General features: G+C 70.6%; 20 protein-coding genes and 2 pseudogenes. 12 read left to right on the top strand and 10 right to left on the bottom strand.

What is annotated here, in order from left to right:
• Positions 1-34: 34 nt before the first annotated feature.
• Both SALPAC3_RS0110150 and SALPAC3_RS29385 read right to left on the bottom strand, forming a co-directional pair.
• Entirely contained in the window at positions 35-610 is a 576-nt protein-coding gene (locus tag SALPAC3_RS0110150; RefSeq protein ID WP_018221133.1) for a GtrA family protein, read from the bottom strand.
• A 140-nt stretch (positions 611-750) separates the two neighbouring features.
• Positions 751-835: pseudogene (locus SALPAC3_RS29385) on the bottom strand (GtrA family protein); the annotation flags it as partial.
• Positions 836-970: 135 nt separating this feature from the next.
• Here SALPAC3_RS29385 and SALPAC3_RS0110145 point away from each other — a divergent pair.
• From SALPAC3_RS0110145 to SALPAC3_RS0110135, 3 genes are read left to right on the top strand one after another with little or no spacing between them, the layout of a single operon-like run.
• On the top strand, positions 971-2,809 hold the full coding sequence (locus SALPAC3_RS0110145) for a phosphoenolpyruvate carboxykinase (GTP) (protein WP_018221132.1): 1,839 nt from the start codon (positions 971-973) through the stop codon (positions 2,807-2,809).
• Positions 2,810-2,845: 36 nt separating this feature from the next.
• On the top strand, positions 2,846-4,066 hold the full coding sequence (locus tag SALPAC3_RS0110140; protein WP_018221131.1) for a geranylgeranyl reductase family protein: 1,221 nt from the start codon (positions 2,846-2,848) through the stop codon (positions 4,064-4,066).
• Positions 4,067-4,097: 31 nt separating this feature from the next.
• Entirely contained in the window at positions 4,098-4,868 is a 771-nt protein-coding gene (locus tag SALPAC3_RS0110135; protein ID WP_026185416.1) for an isoprenyl transferase, read from the top strand.
• Positions 4,869-4,984: 116 nt separating this feature from the next.
• Here SALPAC3_RS0110135 and otsB read toward each other — a convergent pair whose 3' ends face one another.
• The 3 genes from otsB to SALPAC3_RS0110120 form a co-directional block, all read right to left on the bottom strand.
• Positions 4,985-5,809 (bottom strand): trehalose-phosphatase, encoded by an 825-nt coding sequence (otsB, locus tag SALPAC3_RS0110130; protein ID WP_018221129.1) that lies wholly within the window; start codon positions 5,807-5,809, stop codon positions 4,985-4,987.
• Between the two features lie 99 nt (positions 5,810-5,908).
• Positions 5,909-6,262, bottom strand: coding sequence for a hypothetical protein (locus SALPAC3_RS0110125; RefSeq protein WP_018221128.1), 354 nt, complete (start codon positions 6,260-6,262; stop codon positions 5,909-5,911).
• A 159-nt stretch (positions 6,263-6,421) separates the two neighbouring features.
• Positions 6,422-6,865 (bottom strand): helix-turn-helix domain-containing protein, encoded by a 444-nt coding sequence (locus SALPAC3_RS0110120; RefSeq protein ID WP_018221127.1) that lies wholly within the window; start codon positions 6,863-6,865, stop codon positions 6,422-6,424.
• Between the two features lie 266 nt (positions 6,866-7,131).
• On the opposite strand from SALPAC3_RS0110120, the gene SALPAC3_RS0110115 reads away from it, so the two are divergent.
• From SALPAC3_RS0110115 to SALPAC3_RS0110085, 6 genes and pseudogenes are all read left to right on the top strand, one after another.
• Positions 7,132-7,476 (top strand): hypothetical protein, encoded by a 345-nt coding sequence (locus SALPAC3_RS0110115; protein ID WP_018221126.1) that lies wholly within the window; start codon positions 7,132-7,134, stop codon positions 7,474-7,476.
• A gap of 31 nt (positions 7,477-7,507) precedes the next feature.
• Positions 7,508-7,879 (top strand): hypothetical protein, encoded by a 372-nt coding sequence (locus SALPAC3_RS0110110; protein WP_018221125.1) that lies wholly within the window; start codon positions 7,508-7,510, stop codon positions 7,877-7,879.
• A 282-nt stretch (positions 7,880-8,161) separates the two neighbouring features.
• Positions 8,162-8,854 carry an aggregation-promoting factor C-terminal-like domain-containing protein gene (locus tag SALPAC3_RS0110105; protein WP_018221124.1) on the top strand — a complete coding sequence of 231 codons (693 nt, stop codon included), beginning with the start codon at positions 8,162-8,164 and terminating at the stop codon, positions 8,852-8,854.
• A gap of 131 nt (positions 8,855-8,985) precedes the next feature.
• The gene (locus SALPAC3_RS0110100) at positions 8,986-9,639 is read left to right on the top strand and encodes a rhomboid family intramembrane serine protease (RefSeq protein ID WP_018221123.1); all 654 of its coding nucleotides are present in this window, start codon (positions 8,986-8,988) and stop codon (positions 9,637-9,639) included.
• A gap of 108 nt (positions 9,640-9,747) precedes the next feature.
• The gene (locus tag SALPAC3_RS0110095; protein WP_018221122.1) at positions 9,748-10,716 is read left to right on the top strand and encodes an NAD(P)/FAD-dependent oxidoreductase; all 969 of its coding nucleotides are present in this window, start codon (positions 9,748-9,750) and stop codon (positions 10,714-10,716) included.
• 140 nt (positions 10,717-10,856) lie between these two features.
• Positions 10,857-11,267 (top strand): annotated as a pseudogene (locus SALPAC3_RS0110085) (NAD-dependent epimerase); the annotation flags it as partial.
• On the opposite strand, the gene SALPAC3_RS0110080 reads toward SALPAC3_RS0110085, so the two are convergent.
• Positions 11,264-12,208, bottom strand: coding sequence for a DMT family transporter (locus SALPAC3_RS0110080; RefSeq protein WP_018221119.1), 945 nt, complete (start codon positions 12,206-12,208; stop codon positions 11,264-11,266). The pseudogene SALPAC3_RS0110085 and the gene SALPAC3_RS0110080 overlap by 4 nt on opposite strands.
• A 3-nt stretch (positions 12,209-12,211) precedes the next feature.
• Positions 12,212-13,243, bottom strand: coding sequence for a class II fructose-bisphosphatase (glpX, locus tag SALPAC3_RS0110075; protein WP_018221118.1), 1,032 nt, complete (start codon positions 13,241-13,243; stop codon positions 12,212-12,214).
• A 152-nt stretch (positions 13,244-13,395) separates the two neighbouring features.
• Here glpX and SALPAC3_RS0110070 point away from each other — a divergent pair, with 152 nt between their 5' ends.
• Positions 13,396-14,145 (top strand): DUF4245 domain-containing protein, encoded by a 750-nt coding sequence (locus tag SALPAC3_RS0110070; protein ID WP_018221117.1) that lies wholly within the window; start codon positions 13,396-13,398, stop codon positions 14,143-14,145.
• Between the two features lie 40 nt (positions 14,146-14,185).
• Here SALPAC3_RS0110070 and SALPAC3_RS0110065 read toward each other — a convergent pair whose 3' ends face one another.
• Together SALPAC3_RS0110065 and xseA are read right to left on the bottom strand one after the other, a co-directional pair.
• Positions 14,186-14,398: an exodeoxyribonuclease VII small subunit gene (locus SALPAC3_RS0110065; RefSeq protein WP_018721170.1), complete on the bottom strand. Its 213-nt coding sequence runs from the start codon at positions 14,396-14,398 to the stop codon at positions 14,186-14,188.
• A gap of 112 nt (positions 14,399-14,510) precedes the next feature.
• Positions 14,511-15,764 carry an exodeoxyribonuclease VII large subunit gene (xseA, locus tag SALPAC3_RS0110060; protein ID WP_080635150.1) on the bottom strand — a complete coding sequence of 418 codons (1,254 nt, stop codon included), beginning with the start codon at positions 15,762-15,764 and terminating at the stop codon, positions 14,511-14,513.
• Positions 15,765-15,837: 73 nt separating this feature from the next.
• On the opposite strand from xseA, the gene SALPAC3_RS0110055 reads away from it, so the two are divergent.
• Together SALPAC3_RS0110055 and SALPAC3_RS0110050 are read left to right on the top strand one after the other, a co-directional pair.
• Positions 15,838-16,821, top strand: coding sequence for a 4-hydroxy-3-methylbut-2-enyl diphosphate reductase (locus SALPAC3_RS0110055; RefSeq protein WP_026185415.1), 984 nt, complete (start codon positions 15,838-15,840; stop codon positions 16,819-16,821).
• A 95-nt stretch (positions 16,822-16,916) separates the two neighbouring features.
• Entirely contained in the window at positions 16,917-17,375 is a 459-nt protein-coding gene (locus tag SALPAC3_RS0110050) for a hypothetical protein (protein ID WP_026185414.1), read from the top strand.
• Between the two features lie 72 nt (positions 17,376-17,447).
• Here the strand turns inward: SALPAC3_RS0110050 and SALPAC3_RS0110045 are convergent, their stop codons facing one another.
• Entirely contained in the window at positions 17,448-20,693 is a 3,246-nt protein-coding gene (locus tag SALPAC3_RS0110045; protein ID WP_026185413.1) for a S8 family serine peptidase, read from the bottom strand.
• Positions 20,694-20,710: the final 17 nt, after the last annotated feature.

Raw genomic sequence — 20,710 nt, 5'->3', positions numbered from 1 at the left:
GGGATCGCCCCGGCCTGGCGAGATGGGCGCCAGGTCACGCCCGGTATCGGTCGTGCTTCGCTTCCGGTGCGGCGGGAGTTCCCGCTGGTACGAAGACGAACCGTCGATAGGACCAGAACCGGAAGAGGGTCGCCAGCCCGGTGCCGACGAGATAGCTGGCGATGTTGTCCGCCAGCGGGGTCTGGAAGACCTCCGGCCAGATCTGGCCCAGGCCGTAGCGGCTGATCGCCAGAACCGCCACGGTGATACCGAGGCCCACCGCGTTGAAGATGAAGAAGAGCGCGTACTCGCGGGCTGGGTTGCCGCCCCGGCGGTGTCGCCACGTCCAGAACCGGTTGCCGAGGAAGGCGAAGGTCGCCGCCACCACCGTGGAGATGGTCTTCGCAGTCACCTGCTCGACGTCCTGCACTGAGGTCAGGAGGTTGAAGAGGGCGAAGTCGACGAGGAAGGCGATGCCGCCCACGGTGGCGAACTTGCTCAACTCGTGGACGAGGTGACCGAACCGGTCCAGCAAGGAGTGGATCAGGCCCGGCCGGGTTCGCCGGGAGCCGGGCTCCCCGGTCATCGTCGCTGCCACCGAGCGAGCGTACCGGGTGCGGGCCCGCGGCACGGGTAGCACCGGTCGGCATGGCCGGTCCCGACAGCGATGAGCGGGGTACTACCGCCCCGGGCAGTGCCTCCCGAGTGACCTGGCCAAGTGGGGACACGGTCACTGCAGCCGTACCGGACGACGACAGGCCAGCTGTTTCGTCACTGGATTTGCGTGAAACTGCGCGTGAAAGCGGGTATTAGCTCGCGATGCCGCAGCCGGACCGTAGCTTGTGCAGTTCTTCACAACCAGTCCCACTGACTGGTGACGCAAGCCGGTTTACGCTGAGGCCAATCCCAGGTTTCACGTAGGCGACGCGACGCGCCGTCAAGCCTCGTGCATCCCATAGACCGGTCAGCGTCGACCACAAGGAGATGTGTCATGGTTGCTCCGGCCACTGTTCGGGGTATCGATCAGGCCCCGACATCCCACCCCAAACTGCTTGCCTGGGTCCGTGAGATCGCGGAACTGACCACCCCGGACCGTGTGGTCTGGGCGGACGGGTCAGAAGAAGAGTGGCGTCGTCTCACCGACGAACTCGTCGAGGCCGGCACCCTGGTCCGACTCAACCCGGAGAAGAAGCCCAACTCGTTTTACGCGCGAACCGATCCGACGGACGTGGCGCGGGTCGAGGAGCGTACCTACATCTGTTCGGTGGACGAGGCAGACGCCGGCCCGACCAACAACTGGATGGCCCCGGCCGAGATGAAGCGGACGATGACGGAGCTGTACCGCGGTTGCATGCGCGGTCGCACCATGTACGTCATCCCATTCTGCATGGGCCCGGTAGAGGCCGAGAAGCCGATGTTCGGCATCGAGATCACCGACAGTCCGTACGTGGTCGCCTCAATGCGGATCATGACCCGGATGGGCGGGAAGATCCTCGCGGCGATGGGCGACGACGCGGACTTCGTGCACGCGCTGCACTCGATCGGCGCGCCGCTGGCACCGGGCCAGCAGGACGTGTCCTGGCCGTGCAACGAGACGAAGTACATCTCGCACTTCCCGGAGACCCGGGAGATCTGGTCCTACGGCTCCGGCTACGGCGGCAACTCGCTGCTCGGCAAGAAGTGCTACTCGCTGCGGATCGCCAGTGTGATGGGGCGGGACGAGGGCTGGCTCGCCGAGCACATGTTGATCCTGAAGATCACGTCGCCGGAGGGGAGGGTCTACCACCTCGCCGGGGCCTTCCCGTCGGCCTGCGGCAAGACCAACCTCGCCATGCTGGAGCCGACCATCCCGGGCTGGAAGGTCGAGACCATCGGGGACGACATCGCCTGGATGCGGTTCGGCCCGGACGGGCGCCTCTACGCGGTCAACCCGGAGTACGGCCTCTTCGGGGTCGCCCCCGGCACCGACTGGAAGACCAACGCCAACGCGATGCGGACGTTGGACCGCGGCAACTCCATCTTCACCAACGTGGCCCTCACCGACGACGGTGATATCTGGTGGGAGGGCATGGGCGAGCCCCCGACGCACCTCATCGACTGGAAGGGCAACGACTGGACGCCGGAGAGCGAACACCTCTCCTCCCACGCCAACAGCCGGTTCTGCACCCCGATCACCCAGTGTCCGATCCTCGCCGAGGACTACTACAACCCCAACGGCGTACCGATCGACGCGATCCTCTTCGGTGGCCGGCGTCGGGACACCGTTCCACTGGTCACTGAGGCGCGGGACTGGGTGCACGGCGTCTACCTGGGCGCCACGCTCTCCTCGGAGACCACCGCCGCGGCTTCGGGCGCGGTCGGGGTCGTGCGTCGCGACCCGATGGCGATGCTGCCCTTCATCGGCTACCACGCCGGCGACTACTTCCGGCACTGGATCGAGATGGGTAAGGGCGTCGACGGCGACGAGTCGAAGCTGCCGAGCGTCTACTACGTCAACTGGTTCCGCAAGGACGCCGAGGGCAACTTCCTCTGGCCGGGCTTCGGCGAGAACTCCCGGGTCCTGAAGTGGATCGTCGAGCGGATCGAGGGCCGGGCCGACGCCGTGGAGACGCCGATCGGCATGGTTCCCACCGCGGACGCGCTGGACATCGAGGGCCTGGACATGACCTCGGAAGACATTCGGATCGCACTGAAGGTCGACGCGAACGAGTGGCAGGCCGAACTACCGATGGTCACCGAGTGGTTTACGAAGTTCGGGGACAAGCTGCCCGGTGTCCTCTGGGCTGAGCTGGACGCGCTGCGTGCTCGGCTCGACGCGGAGCCGCAGTAGGAGCGGATTTGGCTGGGCCGGCGCCGCGGGCGATGGATGATCCCCGCAACGGCCGCCGAGAGCGGTAGCTCGGCGGCGGAGAGGGGATACGACGTGGCGACCGGGCTGGCTGACGGGGGCGACGAGTTCGATGTGGTGGTGGTGGGGGCCGGCCCGGCGGGCTCGGCCGCCGCCCTCGCCGCCCGCCGGACCGGAGCCCGGGTGCTCCTGCTGGATCGGGCCGACTTCCCCCGGGACAAGGCCTGCGGGGACGGGATCGCCGCGCATGCGCTGGATGTCCTGGCCGGGCTGGGGGTGCCCGACCCGGTGGCCGGATACGCCCCGCTGCGCGCACTTCGCCTGGTCGCCCCGGGCGGACCGGCGGTGGCGCGGGCACTGCCCCGCCCGGCGTACACGGTGCCCCGAACCGTCTTCGATGCTCGGCTGGTAGCGGCGGCCGTCGCGGCCGGCGCCCAGCTGCGTCGGCACGTGGTACGTCGGGTCGAGGTGCGGGCGGACCGGGTCGTGCTCGATGGGCAGATCGCCGGGCGGGCCGTGGTGGGTGCCGACGGTGCGGGCTCCGTCGTGCGTCGGGTACTGGGACACCCCCCGAATCCGGACCGCCATCTGGCCCTGGCGATCCGGGGCTACGCGCCCGCCCCGCCCGGCCCGCCGGAGCAGCTCATCGTCACCTCGGCCGCCCGCTGGCCGGCATACGCCTGGTCCTTCCCGATCGGCGACGGACGGGCGAACGTCGGGTACGGGGAGGTGCTCCGCGGCGAGTCGCTGACCCGGGAACACCTCGTCGCGCGGATTCCAGCGCTGCTACCCGGGCTCGATCCGGCGGCGGTTACCGCCCTGCGAGCCCACCACCTGCCGCTCTCCACCCATCGGCCGGTGCCGGGGCGCGGCCGGGTGGTGCTGGCGGGTGACGCGCTCTCGTTGATCAATCCGTTCACCGGGGAGGGGATCTTCTACGCGTTGCTCTCCGGAGCGCTCGCCGGCGCCGTGGTGAGTCGTACGCCGGGGCAGGCCGCTCGGCGCTACACCGCGGCGCTTCGTCGTCGACTCGGTGGCCACCTGCGGCACAGCTCGGTTGCGGCCTGGCTCGCCCGGCGGGAATCGGTGGTGGACGCGGCGGTGTGGGCGGCCGACCGGGATGACCGGGTGTATCGGGCGGTGGTGGAGTTGGGGCTCGGCGACGGCCGGTTGGATCTCCGGACGCTGGCAATGATCGGGCGTGGTCTGGCCGTCGGGGATCGGCATCCCCAGCCGTGAGGCGTCATTCCGGTCGCTACCCTGGCAGGTGATGACTCTGCGGGACGTTGTCTACTCGGTGTACGAACGCCGGCTCACGGCCAAGCTGGCGGGCAAGCCGGTGCCTCAGCACGTCGGTGTGATGTGTGACGGTAACCGCAGGTGGGCGCGGGAGATGGGGTTCGTTGACCCCAACGACGGCCACCGGGTCGGTGCCGAGCGGATCAAGGAGCTGCTGCGGTGGTGTGACGCGGCCGGCGTCGGGCATGTGACGCTCTGGCTGCTCTCCACCGACAACCTGACCCGCCCGGCCGCTCAGCTCGATCCGTTGTTGCAGATCATCGAGGACCTGACGAGCGAGCTGGCCGAGGAGGGCAACCCCTGGCGGCTGCGGCTGGTCGGGGCGCTCGACGTGTTGCCGGCGCAGCACGCGGCGGCGCTCAAGGCAGCGGCGGAGCGGACCCGGGACCGGGTGGGCGGCGCACAGGTCAACATCGCCGTGGGCTACGGCGGCCGGCGCGAGATCGCCGACGCGGTGCGATCGTTCCTGCACGAGCACGCGAAGGCCGGCACCGGCATCGAGCAGCTGGCCGAGACGTTCGATGTCGAGCACATCACCGAGCACCTCTACACCCGGGGCGTGCCGGACCCCGATCTGATCATCCGGACCAGCGGCGAGCAGCGGATGTCCGGCTTCATGCTCTGGCAGTCCGTCCACTCGGAGTTCTATTTCTGCGAGTTGAACTGGCCGGATTTTCGCCGGGTCGACTTCCTCCGCGCGCTGCGCTCCTACGCCACCCGCCAGCGTCGCTTCGGCATCTGATCGCCCGGGGACCGCCGTCGCTGGCTGGCCCGGGATCACCGCGCACCTGGTCGGCGGCCCCGAACCGGCCCGAGGCTGGGGTGTGCCACGGCCGCTGGTGCGCCGCAGCCCGGGAGTCAGGCCAGCCGGCGCGCGGCGGCCGTGAGGAAGTCGCCGAGGTCTGCGGGTGAGTCGATGGTCAGGTCTGCCTCGGCGGCAACCTCCGCACCGGTCTCCGGGTTGGCGACGGCGACGCAGACGCCGAAGAAGCGCGGGTCGGCGGCGGCCCGGGCGCGTAGCGCCGCGAAGGCCTTGATGTCCGATACGTCGTCGCCGAAGTACCAGGCGGCCTCCGCGTCCCGCACCGCCTCGTCGATGACCATGCCCTTGTCCCGGTCGACCGGCGGCTTCAGCTCGAGGACCATCCGTCCGGCCTGGACCCGGAGGCCGAGCTGCTCGGCCTGGGCGTAGCCCCACCGGGTAACCGCCGGTCCGAGCTGCGGGGCGGTCCGCCAGTGCAGTGCCACCGAGAGCCGTTTGTACTCCACCAGGGTGCCCGCGGGCAGCTCGGCGCGGGCCTGGCCGGCGAGCTCCGCCATGGTCGGCACCCAGGGCAGCGCCGCCGGTTCGGTGACGGTTTCGCCGCCGGAGTGGCTGTGCTCCAGCCCGTAGAGACCGTAGAGGTCAACACCGGCGAGATCACCGAGTCGCTCGCGGAGGAAGTCGACCGGGCGGGCGGAGACGATCGCGATCCGACGGACGAGGGGAGCGAGCGCCTCGATCGCGGTGCGCACCCTCGGTGCGGGGTGCACCGCCGTCGGGTCGTCCCGGACCGGTGCGAGGGTGCCATCGAAGTCGAAGAAGAGGACGGTTCCGGCAGCCCGGGCAGCGGTTCTCTGCCAGGCGAGGTCGGCGGTGAACGGGGTTTTCGGCGGCTGCTTGCCCAGATTCAACGGCGGCACGCGCGACAGCGTACCCCGCTCGCAGCGGCTCAATCGTGGCCGTGAGGTACCCGGCCACCGGGCCTGGCGGCGGGTGGATGCCGGGTCTTGGTGGTGGCGTTAGCGTTCGGCGGCTTCCCGTCCCCGACGCCCGATTGGGACGACGGTGGCTTCCCGGCTGTGCCTGAGCAGGTAGCCCTCGACGAAGCCGGAGTTTCGGTCACCGGTGCCGGATTCGATCTCGTTGAGCCGGGCCACCAGGAACTCGGTGAGCGCGCTGATTCGGTCGTTGAGTCGTTCGTTCAGTTCGGCGAGCACGGCCAGGACGACGGCGGTGCCGGTGGCGGTGAGCGTGACGAGGTTGACGAGCAGGGGAAGCTGCTCGCCGTTGACCGCCAGGGTCACCGCGTTCCCGGTCACGCACAGCGTCAGGGACGCGGTGCCGACCACGACTGCCAACCATTTCAGGGTCATGGACAGACCCCTCCTTCTGTCCCGCAGGGCTGGGTTCGGCCTTCCCGTCCCCCCGCCGACGACGAGCCCAAGCAGTACGAGTAGGGACGCTAGCGTGCCGATCCGGGCCCGGGAGTGAAACGAATGAGTCTGACCTGCTGTTCTTTCGCCATCTGAGGATCATCCAACCTTTTTGCCCTGGTTTGGTGCTGCCACCGGGAGAGTGGGGCGATACGCGAGGTATCGGATAGTTTCTCGAATGTGGAACTTCTCCGCATCCGACACCTCGGGGTTGACCAGTCGGCGCAGGAGTGCCTCGACGTCGGGATCCATCGGGGGCGGGATCGTCTCGGGTCGGTGGGGGGTGCTCCGTCGGTCCCAGCCCAGCGTGGTGAAGGCGGTTGCCGGGTCGAGCCCGAGTCCTTCACAGAACGCCACGACGCGTTCCGCCTCGGGGTCGCTGGCCCAGTCGCCCCGGACCCATCGGTTCACCGTCTGTCGGGAGACGCCGGTGCGCCGGGAGACCTCAGTGCCGCTCCAGGCGCGGGTAGCTCGGGCCTCTTCGAGTGCGCGCCGGACGAAGGTGGCGAAGGCGATCTTTCGTGCGTTGGCCGTCTCGGTCACCTGGTGACCGTACGGCTACGGAGCCCTCGAACGGTCTCCTGGCACGCGGTTGTCACGTGAATGTGACGATCTGCTCGGCTTTTCGCTGTCCAGATCAGCGCTCCTGATACCGGTCCTCACCTGGGTTAATAGGTGCTTGCGCGGCTGGGGGGAATCAGGCGAAAAGCTGATACTGTCACGTTCGCGGGACACTCTACCGTGTGTCCCTGCAGGAGATGACGACTGCTTGCTCCCATGCGTGATATCTCCGGCACGAGGGGGACTTGGTGACCGAACTCGCCACCCGAGCGCAGGCCTTCGGCCTGATCGCCGCCGGGGTAGCCACCGGTTTGAGCGCGCCCTGGTGCCTCTACCTGGCCCGGGGTTCCCGCTACCTCTCCCTCAGCGTCGGGGACCGGGCGGAGTGGCACGCCTGGCGTACCCACCTCGGTTGTCCGGAGCTCCGCGTCCGCGTCTACGACACGGGCGGTGAGCTTCGCCGCTCGTCGGTGGCCGAGGTTGTCCTGGACGGGTGCCGGATCCGCGTCGAGTTGGTCGAACAGGTCGGCACCGCCGACCTCGACCAGCTACTCGTCGTGGATCCCACCCCGGTTGAGCCGGAGGAACGATGAGTTCACACAGCCCACAGTCCGGAGTGGCCGGATGAGCCCACTCCTCGCCCTGCTCCTCGTCTGCGTCCTGACCGCCGCCAGCTATGCCGCCGGTCGTTTGCATGGTCAGCTCAGCTACCGGATCGGTTACCGGTTCGGCTACCGACAGGGCTACTTCGACGGTGACCGCGGCGCCTGGAACCGGCGTCGGCGCGACGCCCAGGCGGCGATCGCATCCGCGCTCGCCGGCCCGCGGCCGGTGGAGGCGGCTCGCACCCGCATCGCGCCCCCGATGGCCCGGTCCGGCACCACCTACACCGGCACGGCGGCGGCTCCGGCCGGTGGCCGACAAGCGACCGGTGCGGCGGCGGCTCCGGTCGATGGCCGACATTCGACCGGGACGCTGGTTCGGCGAAGTGGGTGAGCGGTCGGCGGGTGAAGCTCTCGACTACCCTGGGTGGCGAAAGGTGGGGTTCGAGAGTGGTGCAGGTCACAATTGGGGCTGATGGTTTCCCATCCGCTCTACTGTGCGCAATCGTGTCCCCGAGCGCTCGCACAACCGGCGGATCGTCGGTGATCGTTCGCCCGCGTCCCCGTTGGCGGGGTTGCCAGGGGACCCGCGCGGTCGGAGCGCTCGCGGTGTGACCCCACCCCATCCGGGTGTGGTCAGCGCCGTTTCCGTGCCCCGAAAGGAAGGGACCACCTCGTGAATCGGCTGTGGAGCCGGTTGGGTGCCCGGACGGCCGCGGTGGCGCTGCTCTCTGCGGGCGTCGTCGGCGGCTTCCAACTGGGCGACGACCGGGATCAGGGCCAACACCTGTTGGAGACCGCCGGAGTCGAGCAGGTTGCGCTGCGAGCACCGCAGGTGCATCCGATGCAGGAGCAGGCCACCGAATACCAGGAGAAGCTGCGCGACGCCGCGGTGGCCGAGGCGGCGGCGGAGCGGAAGCGCCGGGAAGAGGCCGCTGTGGCCTCGCGGAACGCGGCCCGAGCGGCGGCGGCGGAGCTCGCCGAGGCCAAGGCCGAGGCCGAGGCCAAGGCCAAGGCGGCCGCGGAGAAGCCGTACGACGGCCCGATCCCGGCATCGTGTGCGGAGTTCACCGGCAACCGGCAGATCGGCTGCGCGGAGATGCTCAACGCCGGCTTCGAAATCGACGAGTTCCCCTGCCTGGACAAGCTCTTCACCAAGGAGAGCGGCTGGAACCACCAGGCCCGCAACCCGTCGACCGGCGCCTATGGCATTCCGCAGGCGCTGCCCGGTAGCAAGATGGCCTCGGCGGGCGACGACTGGGAGACGAACCCGAAAACCCAGATCCGGTGGGGGCTTGGCTATATCGAGGGTCGCTACCAGACGCCGTGCAATGCCTGGGCCTACCTGCAGCGCGTGGGCTGGTACTGAGCTCCAGCAGGGACTACTGCTGATTTGTCGGGTGGCGACGGGGTGTGCTTGGTCACACTCCGTCGTCGTCCGGCCAAACTTGACACCGGCCCAGGTGGCGGCGGTCGCCGCTACCTGATAGCTGTTGACGGGTGAGCCTGCTATCGGAGGGCGGTGACCGGCACCGGTTCGGCACCGAGGCGTTCTACGCCGCGATCGGTCGGGCCTTCGTCGCCATGTGCGCGGTGGTGCCGTTCCTGTTCCTCGTCGAGGCCATTGACCAGGGGCTGGCATTCGGGCTCGACCCGGCGGCCGGCATCATCCCGCAGCGCCTCGACGGCCTGGATGGCGTCTTCTTCTCACCGTTCCTGCATCATGGCTTTGATCACCTTTACAGCAACAGCGTCCCGCTGATCCTGCTTGGCACCTTCGTGCTCGCGGCGGGTGCGCGTCGCTTCCTCTGGTCCACGCTGATCATCATTCTGGTCAGCGGGCTCGGCGTCTGGTTCACCGGAGCCCCGAACTCCGTCGTGGTCGGCGCGAGCGGCGTCATCTTCGGCTACCTCGGCATCCTGCTCACCCGGGGCATCGTCGAGCGGAGCTGGTGGAACTTCGCGGTTGTTCTCCTGGTCGGCCTCCTCTACGGCTGGCAACTCGTCGGCATTCTCCCCACCGACGAGCGGATCTCCTGGCAGGGGCACCTCTTCGGGCTGCTGGGCGGGGTGGTCGCCGCGATCGTCTTCCGGCGGCGTCGACCGGGCCTGGGTGGTTCGCACTACTCCGACTCGACCCGCATCTTCGGCTGACCGGAGCGGCGACGACGGACTGTCGGACATCCTTGCCCGGCGGCTCCGGCACCTCTACCGTCAGGATCAGCGTCGGTTGAGCCGGGAGCGGAAAGCGACGGTACGCCCATGCACGAGGTCGATGTCGCGGTGATCGGGGCCGGGCCCGCCGGCCTCTTCGCGGCGTACTACGCCGGCTTCCGCGGGCTCTCGGTGGCGGTGGTGGACGCGTTGCCCGAGCCCGGTGGCCAGATCACGGCGATGTACCCGGAGAAGTTGATTCACGATGTCGCCGGCTTCCCATCCATCAAGGGCCGGGATCTGGTGGCCAACCTGGTTGCCCAGGCCGCCCCGTTCGACCCGCGTTACCTGCTCGGCACGCGGGCGGAGAAGCTGTCGTACGCCGATGGCCAGCCGGTGCTCGGCCTCGCCGGGGGTGAGCAGCTCCGCTGCGGCGCGGTAGTGATCACCGGCGGGCTGGGCAGCTTCACACCCCGCCCGTTGCCCGTCGCGGAGGGCTTCGTCGGGACCGGAATCATCTACTTCGTGCCGCAGCCGGCGGACCTCACCGGTCAGGACGTGCTGATCGTCGGTGGTGGGGACTCCGCCTTCGACTGGGCGTCAACCCTCCAGCCGCTGGCCCGTTCGGTGACCCTCGTGCATCGCCGGGAGAAGTTCCGAGCGCACGCCGCCACCGTCGCCCGGGTCCGCGCCCTGCCGGTGCGGGTGGTGGTGAACGCGGAGGTGACGATGCTGCACGGGGGCGGCGCGGTGACCGGTGCCGAGGTCACTGTCCGGGGTGGCGCGGCGGAGCTGTTGCCGGTCGACACCGTCGTCGCGGCGCTCGGCTTCACCGCCGACCTCGGCCCGCTGGCGGAGTGGGGCCTGCGCCTGGACCGCCGGCATCTCGTGGTTGATAGCACCATGGCGACCAACCTGCCGCGGGTCTTCGCCGCCGGGGATATCACCGAGTACCCGGGTAAGGTTCGCCTGATCGCCACCGGCTTCGGTGAGGCCGCGACCGCGGTGAACAACGTGGCCGTGGTGCTCGATCCGGCGGCGCACCTGTTCCCCGGGCACTCCTCCGACGGGACCTGACGCTTCGGCGACCGGCTTATCGGGGTAGGCCGACGAGGTCGGCCATCAACGCGATCTGGTGGGGGAGCAGGTCCGGCTGGTCAGCCGCCGCGGCGCCGGCCCCGAGCATCCGGCCATCGAACTCGTCGCCGCCGATGCCACCGGTCGACTTCGACGTCCCGCACGCCATCACCTACGTCGGCGACGTGGCCCGTACCGTGGTCGCCGCCGCCACCACCCCGGATGCCTGGGGACGGGCCTGGCACGTGCCGAGCCCGCCCGCGCTCAGCATGCGGGAGTTGGCCACCCGCGCCGCTGCGCTGGCCGGCGCACCCAGGCCCCGGTTGACCCGCCTGCCCTACCCGGTGCTCTGGCTGGGCGGCCTGGTCAACCCGTTACTCCGGGAGCTGCGGGAGACGACATACCAGTTCGATCGCCCGTACGTGTTGGACTCCTCGGCCACCCAACAGGCCTTCGGGATCGAGCCGACCGCGCTCGAAGAGGCCCTCGCCGAGACCCTCCGCGCGCTGCGCCGGGACTCCGGTGTCAGCTCGGCGAAGCGCAGTTCCTAACGCCGGGCGGCGATCAGGACAGCGACCAGGGTCAGTGCCGCGCCGAGCAGGGTGGTGGCGTCGGGGCGGGAAGCCGCGGTCGGCAGGAGCACGTCCAGCAGGACGGCGCCGACCACCTGGCCGGCGATCGTGGCCAGGCCGAGCAGCAGCACCCCGGTGAACTCGACGACAGCGGCGGCGATCGCGATGAAGGTGATCCCGATCGGCCCACCCAGGTAGAGCCACGGCTCGGCCGGCGGTGAACCAGCGGGTAGCCCGCGTACCGCGATGTTGACCGCGAAGACCGCCAACAGGGCGACGAGGCCTACCGTGAAATTGACCAGCGTCGCGGTCAACGGGCTGCCGGCCGCCCGACCGACCAGCCCGTTGACGGCCTGCTGCCAGGCCACCGCGATCCCCGCGAGCAGCGGCAGCACCGCCAGCGCCAGCGCGGTCGGATCGTTGAGCCGCCCGCCGACGGCCAGCCCGACCGCGAGCACGGTGAGCGCCGCCCCGAAGAGGCGCCGACCGGTAACCGGCTGGCGTCCGCTCGGGCCGATGCCGGCCCGGTCCACGAGGAGACTGCTGGCGGACTGGCCGGCGACCACCGCCACGGTGAAGACGGCGACGCCGAGGGTGCCGACCGTGAGGCCCTGCGTCGCCACGAGGAACGCCCCGCAGAGCCCGCCGAGGCACTGCCACGGGCGCAGCCTCCCGGCGGTCAGCGCGGCGCGCAGGGCGGCCAGCCCGCGCCGACCGCCGGGCGTCGCCGGCACCAGTACCAGCAGGACCAGCAGACCCAGACCGAACGAGATGACCGCCGCGGCGACCCCGTCGGCCAGGCGTACGCCCAACTCGCCGTTGACCCGGGATTGCACGGCGACGGCGACGCCGGCAATGGTCGCGAGCACCACCCCGACCAGCCGGCGGGCCGGGGACGGCCGGTGTAGCGCCCCCGGCAACGCCTACTCCTGCTCGGCGAGGGGGCGGCCGTCGAAGTCCACGGCGGAGTACAGCGCCAGCTTCTCCAGTCGGTGATAGGAGTCGATCATGCGAATCGTGCCGCTCTTCGAGCGCATCACGATCGACTGCGTGTACGCCCCACCGGCCCGGTACCGGACACCACGGAGCAGGTCACCGGAGGTGACTCCGGTGGCGACGAAGAAGCAGTTGTCGCCGGTCACGAGGTCGTCGGTACCGAGCACCCGGTCGAGGTCGTGGCCGGCGGCGACGGCCTTCTCCCGCTCCTGCTCGTCGCGGGGCCAGAGCTTGGCCTGAAGGGCGCCGCCCATGCACTTCAGGGCGCAGGCCGCGGTGATCCCTTCGGGGGTGCCGCCGATGCCCATGAGCACGTCGACGTCGGACTCCTCACGAGTGGCGGCGATCGCGCCGGCGATGTCACCGTCGGAGATGAAGCGGATGCCCGCGCCGGTGCGGCGGACCTGGTCCACCAGCTCGTCGTGCCGGGACCGGTCCAGCACACAGACAGTCACCTCGGCGGCGTCGGTGCCCTTGACCCTGGCGATACGTCGGATGTTCTCGGCCACGCCGGCGTTGATGTCCACCACGTCGGCGTAGGCCGGGCCGACGGCGAGCTTCTCCATGTAGAAGACGGCGCTCGGGTCGAACATCGCCCCGCGCTCGGCGACCGCCAGCACCGCCAGGGCGTTCGGCATGCCCTTGCTCATCAGGGTGGTGCCGTCGATCGGGTCGACCGCGACGTCAACCTCCGGCCCCGTCCCGTCGCCGACCTCCTCGCCGTTGAAGAGCATCGGCGCGTTGTCCTTCTCGCCCTCGCCGATCACCACGATTCCGCGCATCGGAATCGAGTTGATCAACTTGCGCATCGCGTTGACGGCGGCGCCGTCCCCGCCCTCCTTGTCGCCCCGGCCGACCCACCGGCCGGCGGCCATCGCCGCGGCCTCGGTCACCCGGACCAGGTCGAGGGCGAGGTTGCGATCGAGATTCTGTGGGGTCCGCGTCGTGGTGTTCGTCATGACGGCTCCTCCTCGCGACGGTGCGGGGTGGCCCGGCAGGCGTGGGTCGCTGCCGGCTTTGTCGCTGATCCTCACATGATCGGCGACACTGCGTGGTGGTGGGGCGGTGATGGCTTGGTCACGTCTGATCGGGTGGCTGCGAAGATAGCGGGGTGGAACCCGCACAGCCCGCCGACCGCGTCCCTGCCGACCAGACCGCGCCGGAGCTTTCGCCGGTCGATCCGGCGCCCCCCGGCCCGGCCGCGCCCGCGACCGCCGAGGAGCCGGCGTTGGTCGAGCCCGCCACCGGCCCGGCGGCAGCCAGCGGCCCGACCGAGACCACCGGCGTCGGGGAGACCAGCGCTGTGCGGGAGGCCGGCGAGTCGTCGGCGCCGCCCGCTGCGGCGGACACCACCCGTTCGGAGCGTTCGCCGAAGGACATGGCCATCTCGCTCCTCGTGCTGCTGGTCCCGATCGCCCTGCTGCTCGCCTTCTACCGAGGCTTCCTCGGGGGAGACCAGGCAACCGTCGTCGACCCGGCGCCCGCGTTGGACTCGGCGCAGGCGGCGGCGGCCTTTCCGGTCAGCCAGCCACAGGGGCTGGACGCGGGATGGCGCACCGTCCGGGCCGACTTCCGGACCGTCGAGGGCGGGTCGACGCTGCGCCTGGGCTACCTGACCCCGGAGGGGCGGGGGGCGCAGATCGTGCAGAGCAGCGTGCCGCCGGAGCAGTTGCTCCCCACCGAGCTGACCGATCAGGGGCAGCCCCAGGGCCGGACCGATCTCGCGGGACGCACCTGGCAGCGGTACACGGCCCGCGGCAACGAGCAGGCGTTCGTGCTCCTCGAACCGGACCGCACAGTGATCGTGGTCGGCGATGCCCGAGACACCGAGCTACGGGAGCTGGCCGGGGCGTTGGGCTGAACCCGACCCGAGTCAACCGGGGCAGCGGGGCGGGGCGGCGTCAGTCGGTCGGTTCCTGTCGGGCGGCGTCCAGGCGGGCCCGGGCGCCGTCCAGCCAGGCCTGGCAGACCCCGGTCAGCTGCTCACCGCGCTCCCAGAGGGCCAGTGACTCCTCCAGCGTGGTGCCGCCGGCCTCCAGCCGTTCGACCACCGACGCCAACTCGGCGCGGGCCTGCTCGTAGCTGAGCCGCTCGTCCTTCGTCTCCTCGGTCATCGTGCACATCCCACCACATCTACCCGTCCGGGCTTTCCCCGCCGTGCCCGGGCGCCGCCGGTGCCCGCCCCGACGCCGGTACCCGGGTTCGGCCGGATCGGCGGAGGAACCGCTACCGCCGTTGGGCCTCCGGGTGGTGCGACCCGGCGTCGATGGTCGCCGCCAGTTCCCCGTCGCCGAGCCGGACCCGCACCGGGTCCCCGACGGCGACCTCGGAGACCGTGCGGACGACGGTGCCGTCGGCGCGCCGCACGATCGCGTACCCCCGGTCGAGGGTGGCGGCCGGGGAGAGGGCCCGGAGCCGGGCCCGGGTGTGCCGAAGGCCCTCCTCGGCGGCGGTCAACCGGTGGGCGAGACAGCGGGCGGCCCGATGGCGCAGCCCGGCGACGTCGGTGGCCCGCTGCTCGATCATCACCTCTGGCCGGGCCAGCACCGGCCGGGATCGCAGCAGCTCCAGCCGGTGTGCCTCGCGGTCAACCAGGTTGCGCACCGCGCGTTCGAGTCGGGACCGGGCCTGCCCGATCAGGCGTACCTCCTCGGTGAGGTCCGGGACGACCCGCTTGGCCGCGTCGGTCGGGGTGGAGGCGCGGATGTCCGCGACGTAGTCGAGCAGCGGCGCGTCGGTCTCGTGGCCGATGGCGCTGACCACCGGGGTACGGGCGGCGAACACCGCCCGGCACAGCGCCTCGTCGGAGAAGGGCAGCAGGTCCTCGATGCTGCCGCCGCCCCGGGCGATCACGATCACCTCGATGGTCGGGTCGGCGTCCAACACCCGTAGCGCGTCCACGATCTGCGGCACGGCCGACGGCCCCTGCACGGCCACGTTGACCGTGCGGAACGCCACCGCCGGCCAGCGTCGGCGGGCGTTGGTACGCACGTCCCGCTCGGCGGCGCTGGCCCGGCCGGTGATCAGCCCGATCCGGTGCGGGAGAAAGGGCGGGCGTCGCTTGCGTCGGGGGTCGAAGAGCCCCTCGGCGGCCAGCAGCTTCTTGAGCTTCTCCAGCCGGGCCAGCAACTCGCCCAGCCCCACCTGTCTGATCTCGTCGGCGCGCAGGCTCAACGTGCCCCGGGCGGCATAGAAGTCGGGCTTGGCGTGCAGCACCACCCGAGCGCCCTCGCGAAGCTGCGGTGCGCCGGAGTCAAGCACGTCGCGGTTGGTGGTCACGGTCAGGCTGAGGTCGGCTGAGGGGTCCCGGAGGGTGAGAAACACCGTGCTCGCGCCAGGCCGGCGACTGACCTGCGCGACCTGCCCGTCCACCCACACCCAGCCAAGCCGGGCGATCCAGGCGCTGATCTTCTGGCTGACCACCCGGACCGGCCATGGCTCCTCGGGTGTGCTGCGGGTAACCCCGCCATCCGAACTCACCCGCTCACCCTACGGACCGTCCGGGCGGGTCGCAGCCGCTGGCGGGTGGTGGGTCGGCACGTACGATGGGCGGGTGAGTGAGGCTGAAGCGACCCGGACCGGTAAGCGGGTGATCCTGGCGAAGCCGCGCGGTTACTGCGCGGGCGTCGACCGGGCGGTGCAGACCGTGGAGGAGGCGCTCAAGCTCTACGGCGCGCCCATCTACGTCCGTAAGCAGATCGTGCACAACCAGCACGTGGTGCGGACCCTGGAGGCCAAGGGCGCCATCTTCGTGGAGGAGAACGAGGAGGTGCCGGAGGGCGCGACCGTGGTCTTCTCCGCGCACGGCGTCGCCCCCGAGGTCCACGAACAGGCGCGGAGCCGCTCGCTGAAGGCGATCGACGCGACCTGCCCGTTGGTCACCAAGGTGCACCAGGAGGCGAAGCGGTTCGCCGCCGAGGACTACGACATCCTGCTGATCGGTCACGAGGGGCATGAGGAGGTCATCGGCACCGCTGGCGAGGCGCCCGAGCACATCCAGCTCGTCGATGGTCCGCAGGACGCCGAGCGGGTCACCGTCCGGGATCCGAACAAGGTGGTGTGGCTGTCCCAGACCACCCTGTCGGTGGACGAGACGCTGGAGACGGTGGCCCGGCTGAAGAAGCGGCTGCCGCTGCTCCAGTCGCCGCCGAGCGACGACATCTGCTACGCCACCAGCAACCGGCAGCACGTGGTCAAGCAGATCGCCTCGGACTGCGACGTCATGATCGTGGTCGGCTCCACGAACTCGTCGAACTCGGTGCGGCTGGTCGAGGTGGCCCTGGACGCGGGTGCGCGGGCCGGCCACCTCGTCGACTTCGCCCACGAGATCGACGACGCGTGGCTCGGGGGCGCCCGCACGGTCGGCCTGACCTCGGGGGCCAGCGTCCCCGAGGAGCTCGTCCAGGAGGTTCTCGTGCACCTCGCGGCGCGGGGCTTCACCGATGTCGAGGAGGTGGTGACCGCGGACGAGCGGTTGACCTTCTCGCTGCCGCAGGAGCTGAAGCGGGACATGCGGGCGGCGGCGGCCCGCGGTTGAGCGGTGGGGACCCGCTTCGACGGACGGGGCCCGGGCAGGGGTGGCGGCAGCGGCGGGACGGGAACGAACCCATGGGCCGGAGCGTCCGAAACTGTATGAGAAGCCCTTGGCTCGCCACCCCGGCGTTGGCCGTCTGCCTGGCGCTCAGTGCCTGCGGCAGCGGCCAGGGCGCGGGTGCTGGCCCCCCGACCGAGATGGGAGCGACGCCCGTGACGACCCCCACCGATCCGGAACCAGCGGCCGCCGACAGCGAGTCCGCCACCCCGGCCGCCCCGAGGTCGACGCCGGCCTCCGTGCCGACGCGTACCCCGAAGGCGCCGGCGGGTCCGAGTAAGCCGCCGCCGGTCGGCGCCGCCACCCTTACCGGCACCGTGCAGGCCGGGGTGGAGCCCGGATGTCTGCTGCTGGATGGGTATCTGCTGGTGGGTGGGCCCCGTGCGGTATTGACCCCCGGCGCGTCGGTGCTGGTGACCGGGAAGATCCAGCCGGACCTGGTGACCATCTGCCAGCAGGGCATTCCCTTCCTGGTGGAGACGGCCTCTCGGCAGGGCTGACCCGCCCGCCGAAACCGACGGAGCCCGCCCCCGGGTCACCGGGGACGGGCTCCTGCTGGTTTCGGGTACGGGTCAGTTCACCGAGCCGATGGCGACGGTGCCACGGCCGACGACCGCCCCCTCCGCCGTCACCACGGTCAGCTCACCCTGCAGCTCCCGACCAGCGGCCGGGCCAGCCAGGGCGGTCACCGTGCCGCCGAAGGCGTCGGTGTCGCCGTGCCCCAGGGTGAGGGAGGTTGCCGGTGCCGACAGGGTGCCGAGCGCCGGGGCGGAGAAGGAGTCCCGGTAGTCGTAGGCCGTGCTGCCACCGAGGCCGTCCACCGAGTACCCCTCGACCACGATCCGGTAGGTGCCCGGACCCGGGTTCGACAGCGTCACCGCCTCCTCCGAGTCACCGTCCGCAGAAGAGCCGAGCAGCTCGGTGCCCCGGTAGACGTACAGGTCCAGGTCGGCTCCGGCGTTCGCCGGGTTGCCGATCCGGGCCACGAACTCGGCTGCGTCGGCCGGCACCTCCACGTGGAACTCCTGCTCGGCGTCCTCGGCGATGGTCGGGCGGTCGGTGTGGACGCTGGCGAGCGGGCCACCCTGGCCGGTGATGGTGACCGGGCCATAGGTGTTGGTCAGGCTCCACTCGACCGGGGTCGGCGCACCGGCGTCAACCGCCGGTAGGTCGACCACGGCCGGCTCGAACGCCACGCCCTGGATCCGCGCCGTCAGCTGGTACGGGTTGTTCAGCGACGGCGAGGTGCGACGCGACTCCACCTCGATCTGCCAGACACCGGGGAGCGGGTTCTGGTAGTCCCGCTCCTGCGGGTTGCAGATGGCGGGGTCGGAGTAGTTGGTGAAGCAGACTCGGCTGGAGGTGCTCTCCGTCGGTACGCCGTACGGGTTGATGGCGATGAACCGGGTCTGCGAGCCGGTGGCGATGCCGCCGAGGTTCAGCTGGAGCGCCTCGGTACCCGGCGGAACGGTCACGAAGTAGGACTCGAAGCCGTTCCGGTCGACCGAGCCTTCGGCGGCGAGGGAGAAGTCCGGCTTGCGGGTGTCGGTGCTGGCCACGACGACGAGGGAGACCTCGAAGTCGATCGTGTTGGTCGCCGGGTCATCCACCGTCATGATCGCACCGTGCGCGCCCGCGTCCGGCCGGGCGACGACGGGGACGGTGACGGTCCGGTTCAGCGGCAACGCGACGGACTTCGGTGCCTGGAAGGTGCCGTCATTGCCGCGCAGCGCGATGTTGTGCTTGACGGTGCCGGTCGGCCCGCTGGTACGGGTGATCTTGACCCGGTAGGTCTTCTTCTGGTCGATCCGGTGACCCCCCTCACCGGCGGGGCACCGGTTGTAGACGCCGGTACCGCGGTGCGGTGTCCCCAACTGGTCGGAGAGGACGGTGCAGACCGGCGCGACCGAGGTGTACGAGCGGGTCTGCACACCCTTGCGCAGCAGCTTCCACGCCTTCGACACGTGCACCATGCCGTAGCCCTGGCCGTACGTGGGCACGTCCTTGATCGGCTGCGCCGAGCTGTACAGCGCGCGGCGCAGCATCTGCGGGGTGACCCCGCGGTCGGTCGCCCGGGCGGCCGAGAGCAACAGCGCGGTGGCGCCGGCGGCCTGGGGAGAGGCCATCGAGGTGCCGTTGAACATCCCGTAGCCCGGCGGCAGCGAGTAGCCGGCCTCGGGGACCGGGCTGCCCGCCTGCCAGAGCGGGATGGTGGAGATCGCCGCGCCGGGTGCGGCGACGTTCGGCTTGGCGCCGCCGTCTTCGCGTGGGCCGCGGGACGAGAAGTTGAACAGCGCGTTCTTGGTCCGCACCACCGAGCCGTAGTTGGCCAGCCAGGTGTCCTTGCTGACGCTGGCCGCGACGCTGATGACGTGCTGGGCGACCGACGGGTCGCCGATGGTGTTCAGGCCGGGGCCGGAGTTGCCGGCGGAGATGATGAGCTGGACGCCGTAGGTGGTGATGAGGTTGTTGTACAGCTCGGCGCGGGCGTTGTCGCCGTCGTTGAGCGCCGGCAGACCACCGATCGACATGTTGACCACGTCGACACCCCGGTTGATGACCAGGTCGGCCATGCCGCTGGTGAGCGCCGAGTAGGTGCAGCCACCGCCCCAGGAGCAGGCGCGGGACGAGACGATCTGGGCGCCGGGCGCGGCCCCGTCGAAGGCCTCGTTGCCGAACATGTCGTTGGCGGCGGTGATGCCGGCGACGTGACTGCCGTGGGCGTCCGAGACGATGCCGATGTTGACGTAGTCGACCAGGCCGGGGCCGCCGACCGGGGTGGTGTCGACGTCCTCCCGGAACTCGACCACGAAGGGCAGCTGCTCGCGGACGGTGGTCGCCGGGTTGTCCGTGCCGAAGTGCCCGATGTCGAACTTCTCCTGGTACGGACGCATGACGGTCTCGTCGGTGAAGTCTCCGTCGAGGTCAACGTCGATCAGGATGTCGTTCGTGGCGGGGTCGTAGAGCACGCCCCACTGGTCGGTGGTGTCGCCGTCGCGGTTGACGTCACCGTCCACCTCGCTGCCCGCGGTGATCTCTTCCCGGAAGACGTTGAAGCGGTAGCTGCCCGCCGGTGCCGTCCAGGTCCCGCCGGCCGACTCGAACGACGGGCCGGTGACCTCGGTGATCATCGGGCGCCAGGTGGCATCCTCGAACGGGTGCGTGGCGGTGACCCAGTCGACGATCTTTCGGTCGCCCGTGGTGGTGTGCTGGAGCGCCGGGTGGTCCAGGTCCACTCCGGAGTCCATGATGCCGATGGTGATTCCCCGGCCGTCCCACTCGGGGTTCTGGTCGACGAACTTGACGGCGCCGGTCTCGCCGGCCGGCAGGTAGGGGTTGTCCGCGCGGGTGTCATCACCGGGACCGCTGAGGGTGCTGCCCTGCTTGGCGGCCTGCCGGCCGCTGGTCACCGGCCGCGGGTCGGCGAGCTGGATCGTCTCGTCCAGGTCGACCGCGGCGACCCCGGGCAGGGTGGCGGCCTTGATCACCTTGCTGGTCGGGACGGTGGCCAGGACGTAGCCGATGGTGTCGTATTTGTCCGTGACGGCCGCACCGAGCTCGGTCAGGTCGGCGGCGACCTCTTTCGCCTCGTCCTGCTCGGTCGCGACGATCAGGGTGACGGTCTCGGCCTTCGTCGCTTCCGCCTCGGCCAGGAGTTTGGCGTCGTGCGAACCCAACACCTCGACGGGGGTGGACGGCGTGTCGGGTGCGGCGCTCGCGGTGGTGGCGCCGCCCGCGACGGTCACGGCGCTGGCGGCCATGACCGAGGCGAAGAGTCCGGCGGAGGTGCGCCGGCTCAGCTTTCGGGGTTTGCTCACGTTCTCTCCTCCGGAGA

Origin of the sequence: Salinispora pacifica DSM 45544 (genome assembly GCF_000378845.1) — a bacterium.
Classification (GTDB): Bacteria; Actinomycetota; Actinomycetes; order Mycobacteriales; family Micromonosporaceae; genus Micromonospora; species Micromonospora pacifica.
Note: the sequence above shows the minus strand (reverse complement) of the source record. Positions and strands in the feature narration are given on the sequence as shown.

Excerpts from the sequence above, each read along its gene's own strand:
- glpX (WP_018221118.1), bottom strand. The coding sequence starts at position 13,243 with ATGACGAACACCACGACGCGGACCCCACAGAATCTCGATCGCAACCTC.
- SALPAC3_RS0110065 (WP_018721170.1), bottom strand. The coding sequence starts at position 14,398 with ATGACCGAGGAGACGAAGGACGAGCGGCTCAGCTACGAGCAGGCCCGC.
- SALPAC3_RS0110135 (WP_026185416.1), top strand. The coding sequence starts at position 4,098 with ATGACTCTGCGGGACGTTGTCTACTCGGTGTACGAACGCCGGCTCACG.
- SALPAC3_RS0110095 (WP_018221122.1), top strand. The coding sequence starts at position 9,748 with ATGCACGAGGTCGATGTCGCGGTGATCGGGGCCGGGCCCGCCGGCCTC.
- SALPAC3_RS0110050 (WP_026185414.1), top strand. The coding sequence starts at position 16,917 with ATGAGAAGCCCTTGGCTCGCCACCCCGGCGTTGGCCGTCTGCCTGGCG.
- SALPAC3_RS0110140 (WP_018221131.1), top strand. The coding sequence starts at position 2,846 with ATGATCCCCGCAACGGCCGCCGAGAGCGGTAGCTCGGCGGCGGAGAGG.
- SALPAC3_RS0110110 (WP_018221125.1), top strand. The coding sequence starts at position 7,508 with ATGAGCCCACTCCTCGCCCTGCTCCTCGTCTGCGTCCTGACCGCCGCC.
- SALPAC3_RS0110125 (WP_018221128.1), bottom strand. The coding sequence starts at position 6,262 with ATGACCCTGAAATGGTTGGCAGTCGTGGTCGGCACCGCGTCCCTGACG.
- SALPAC3_RS0110145 (WP_018221132.1), top strand. The coding sequence starts at position 971 with ATGGTTGCTCCGGCCACTGTTCGGGGTATCGATCAGGCCCCGACATCC.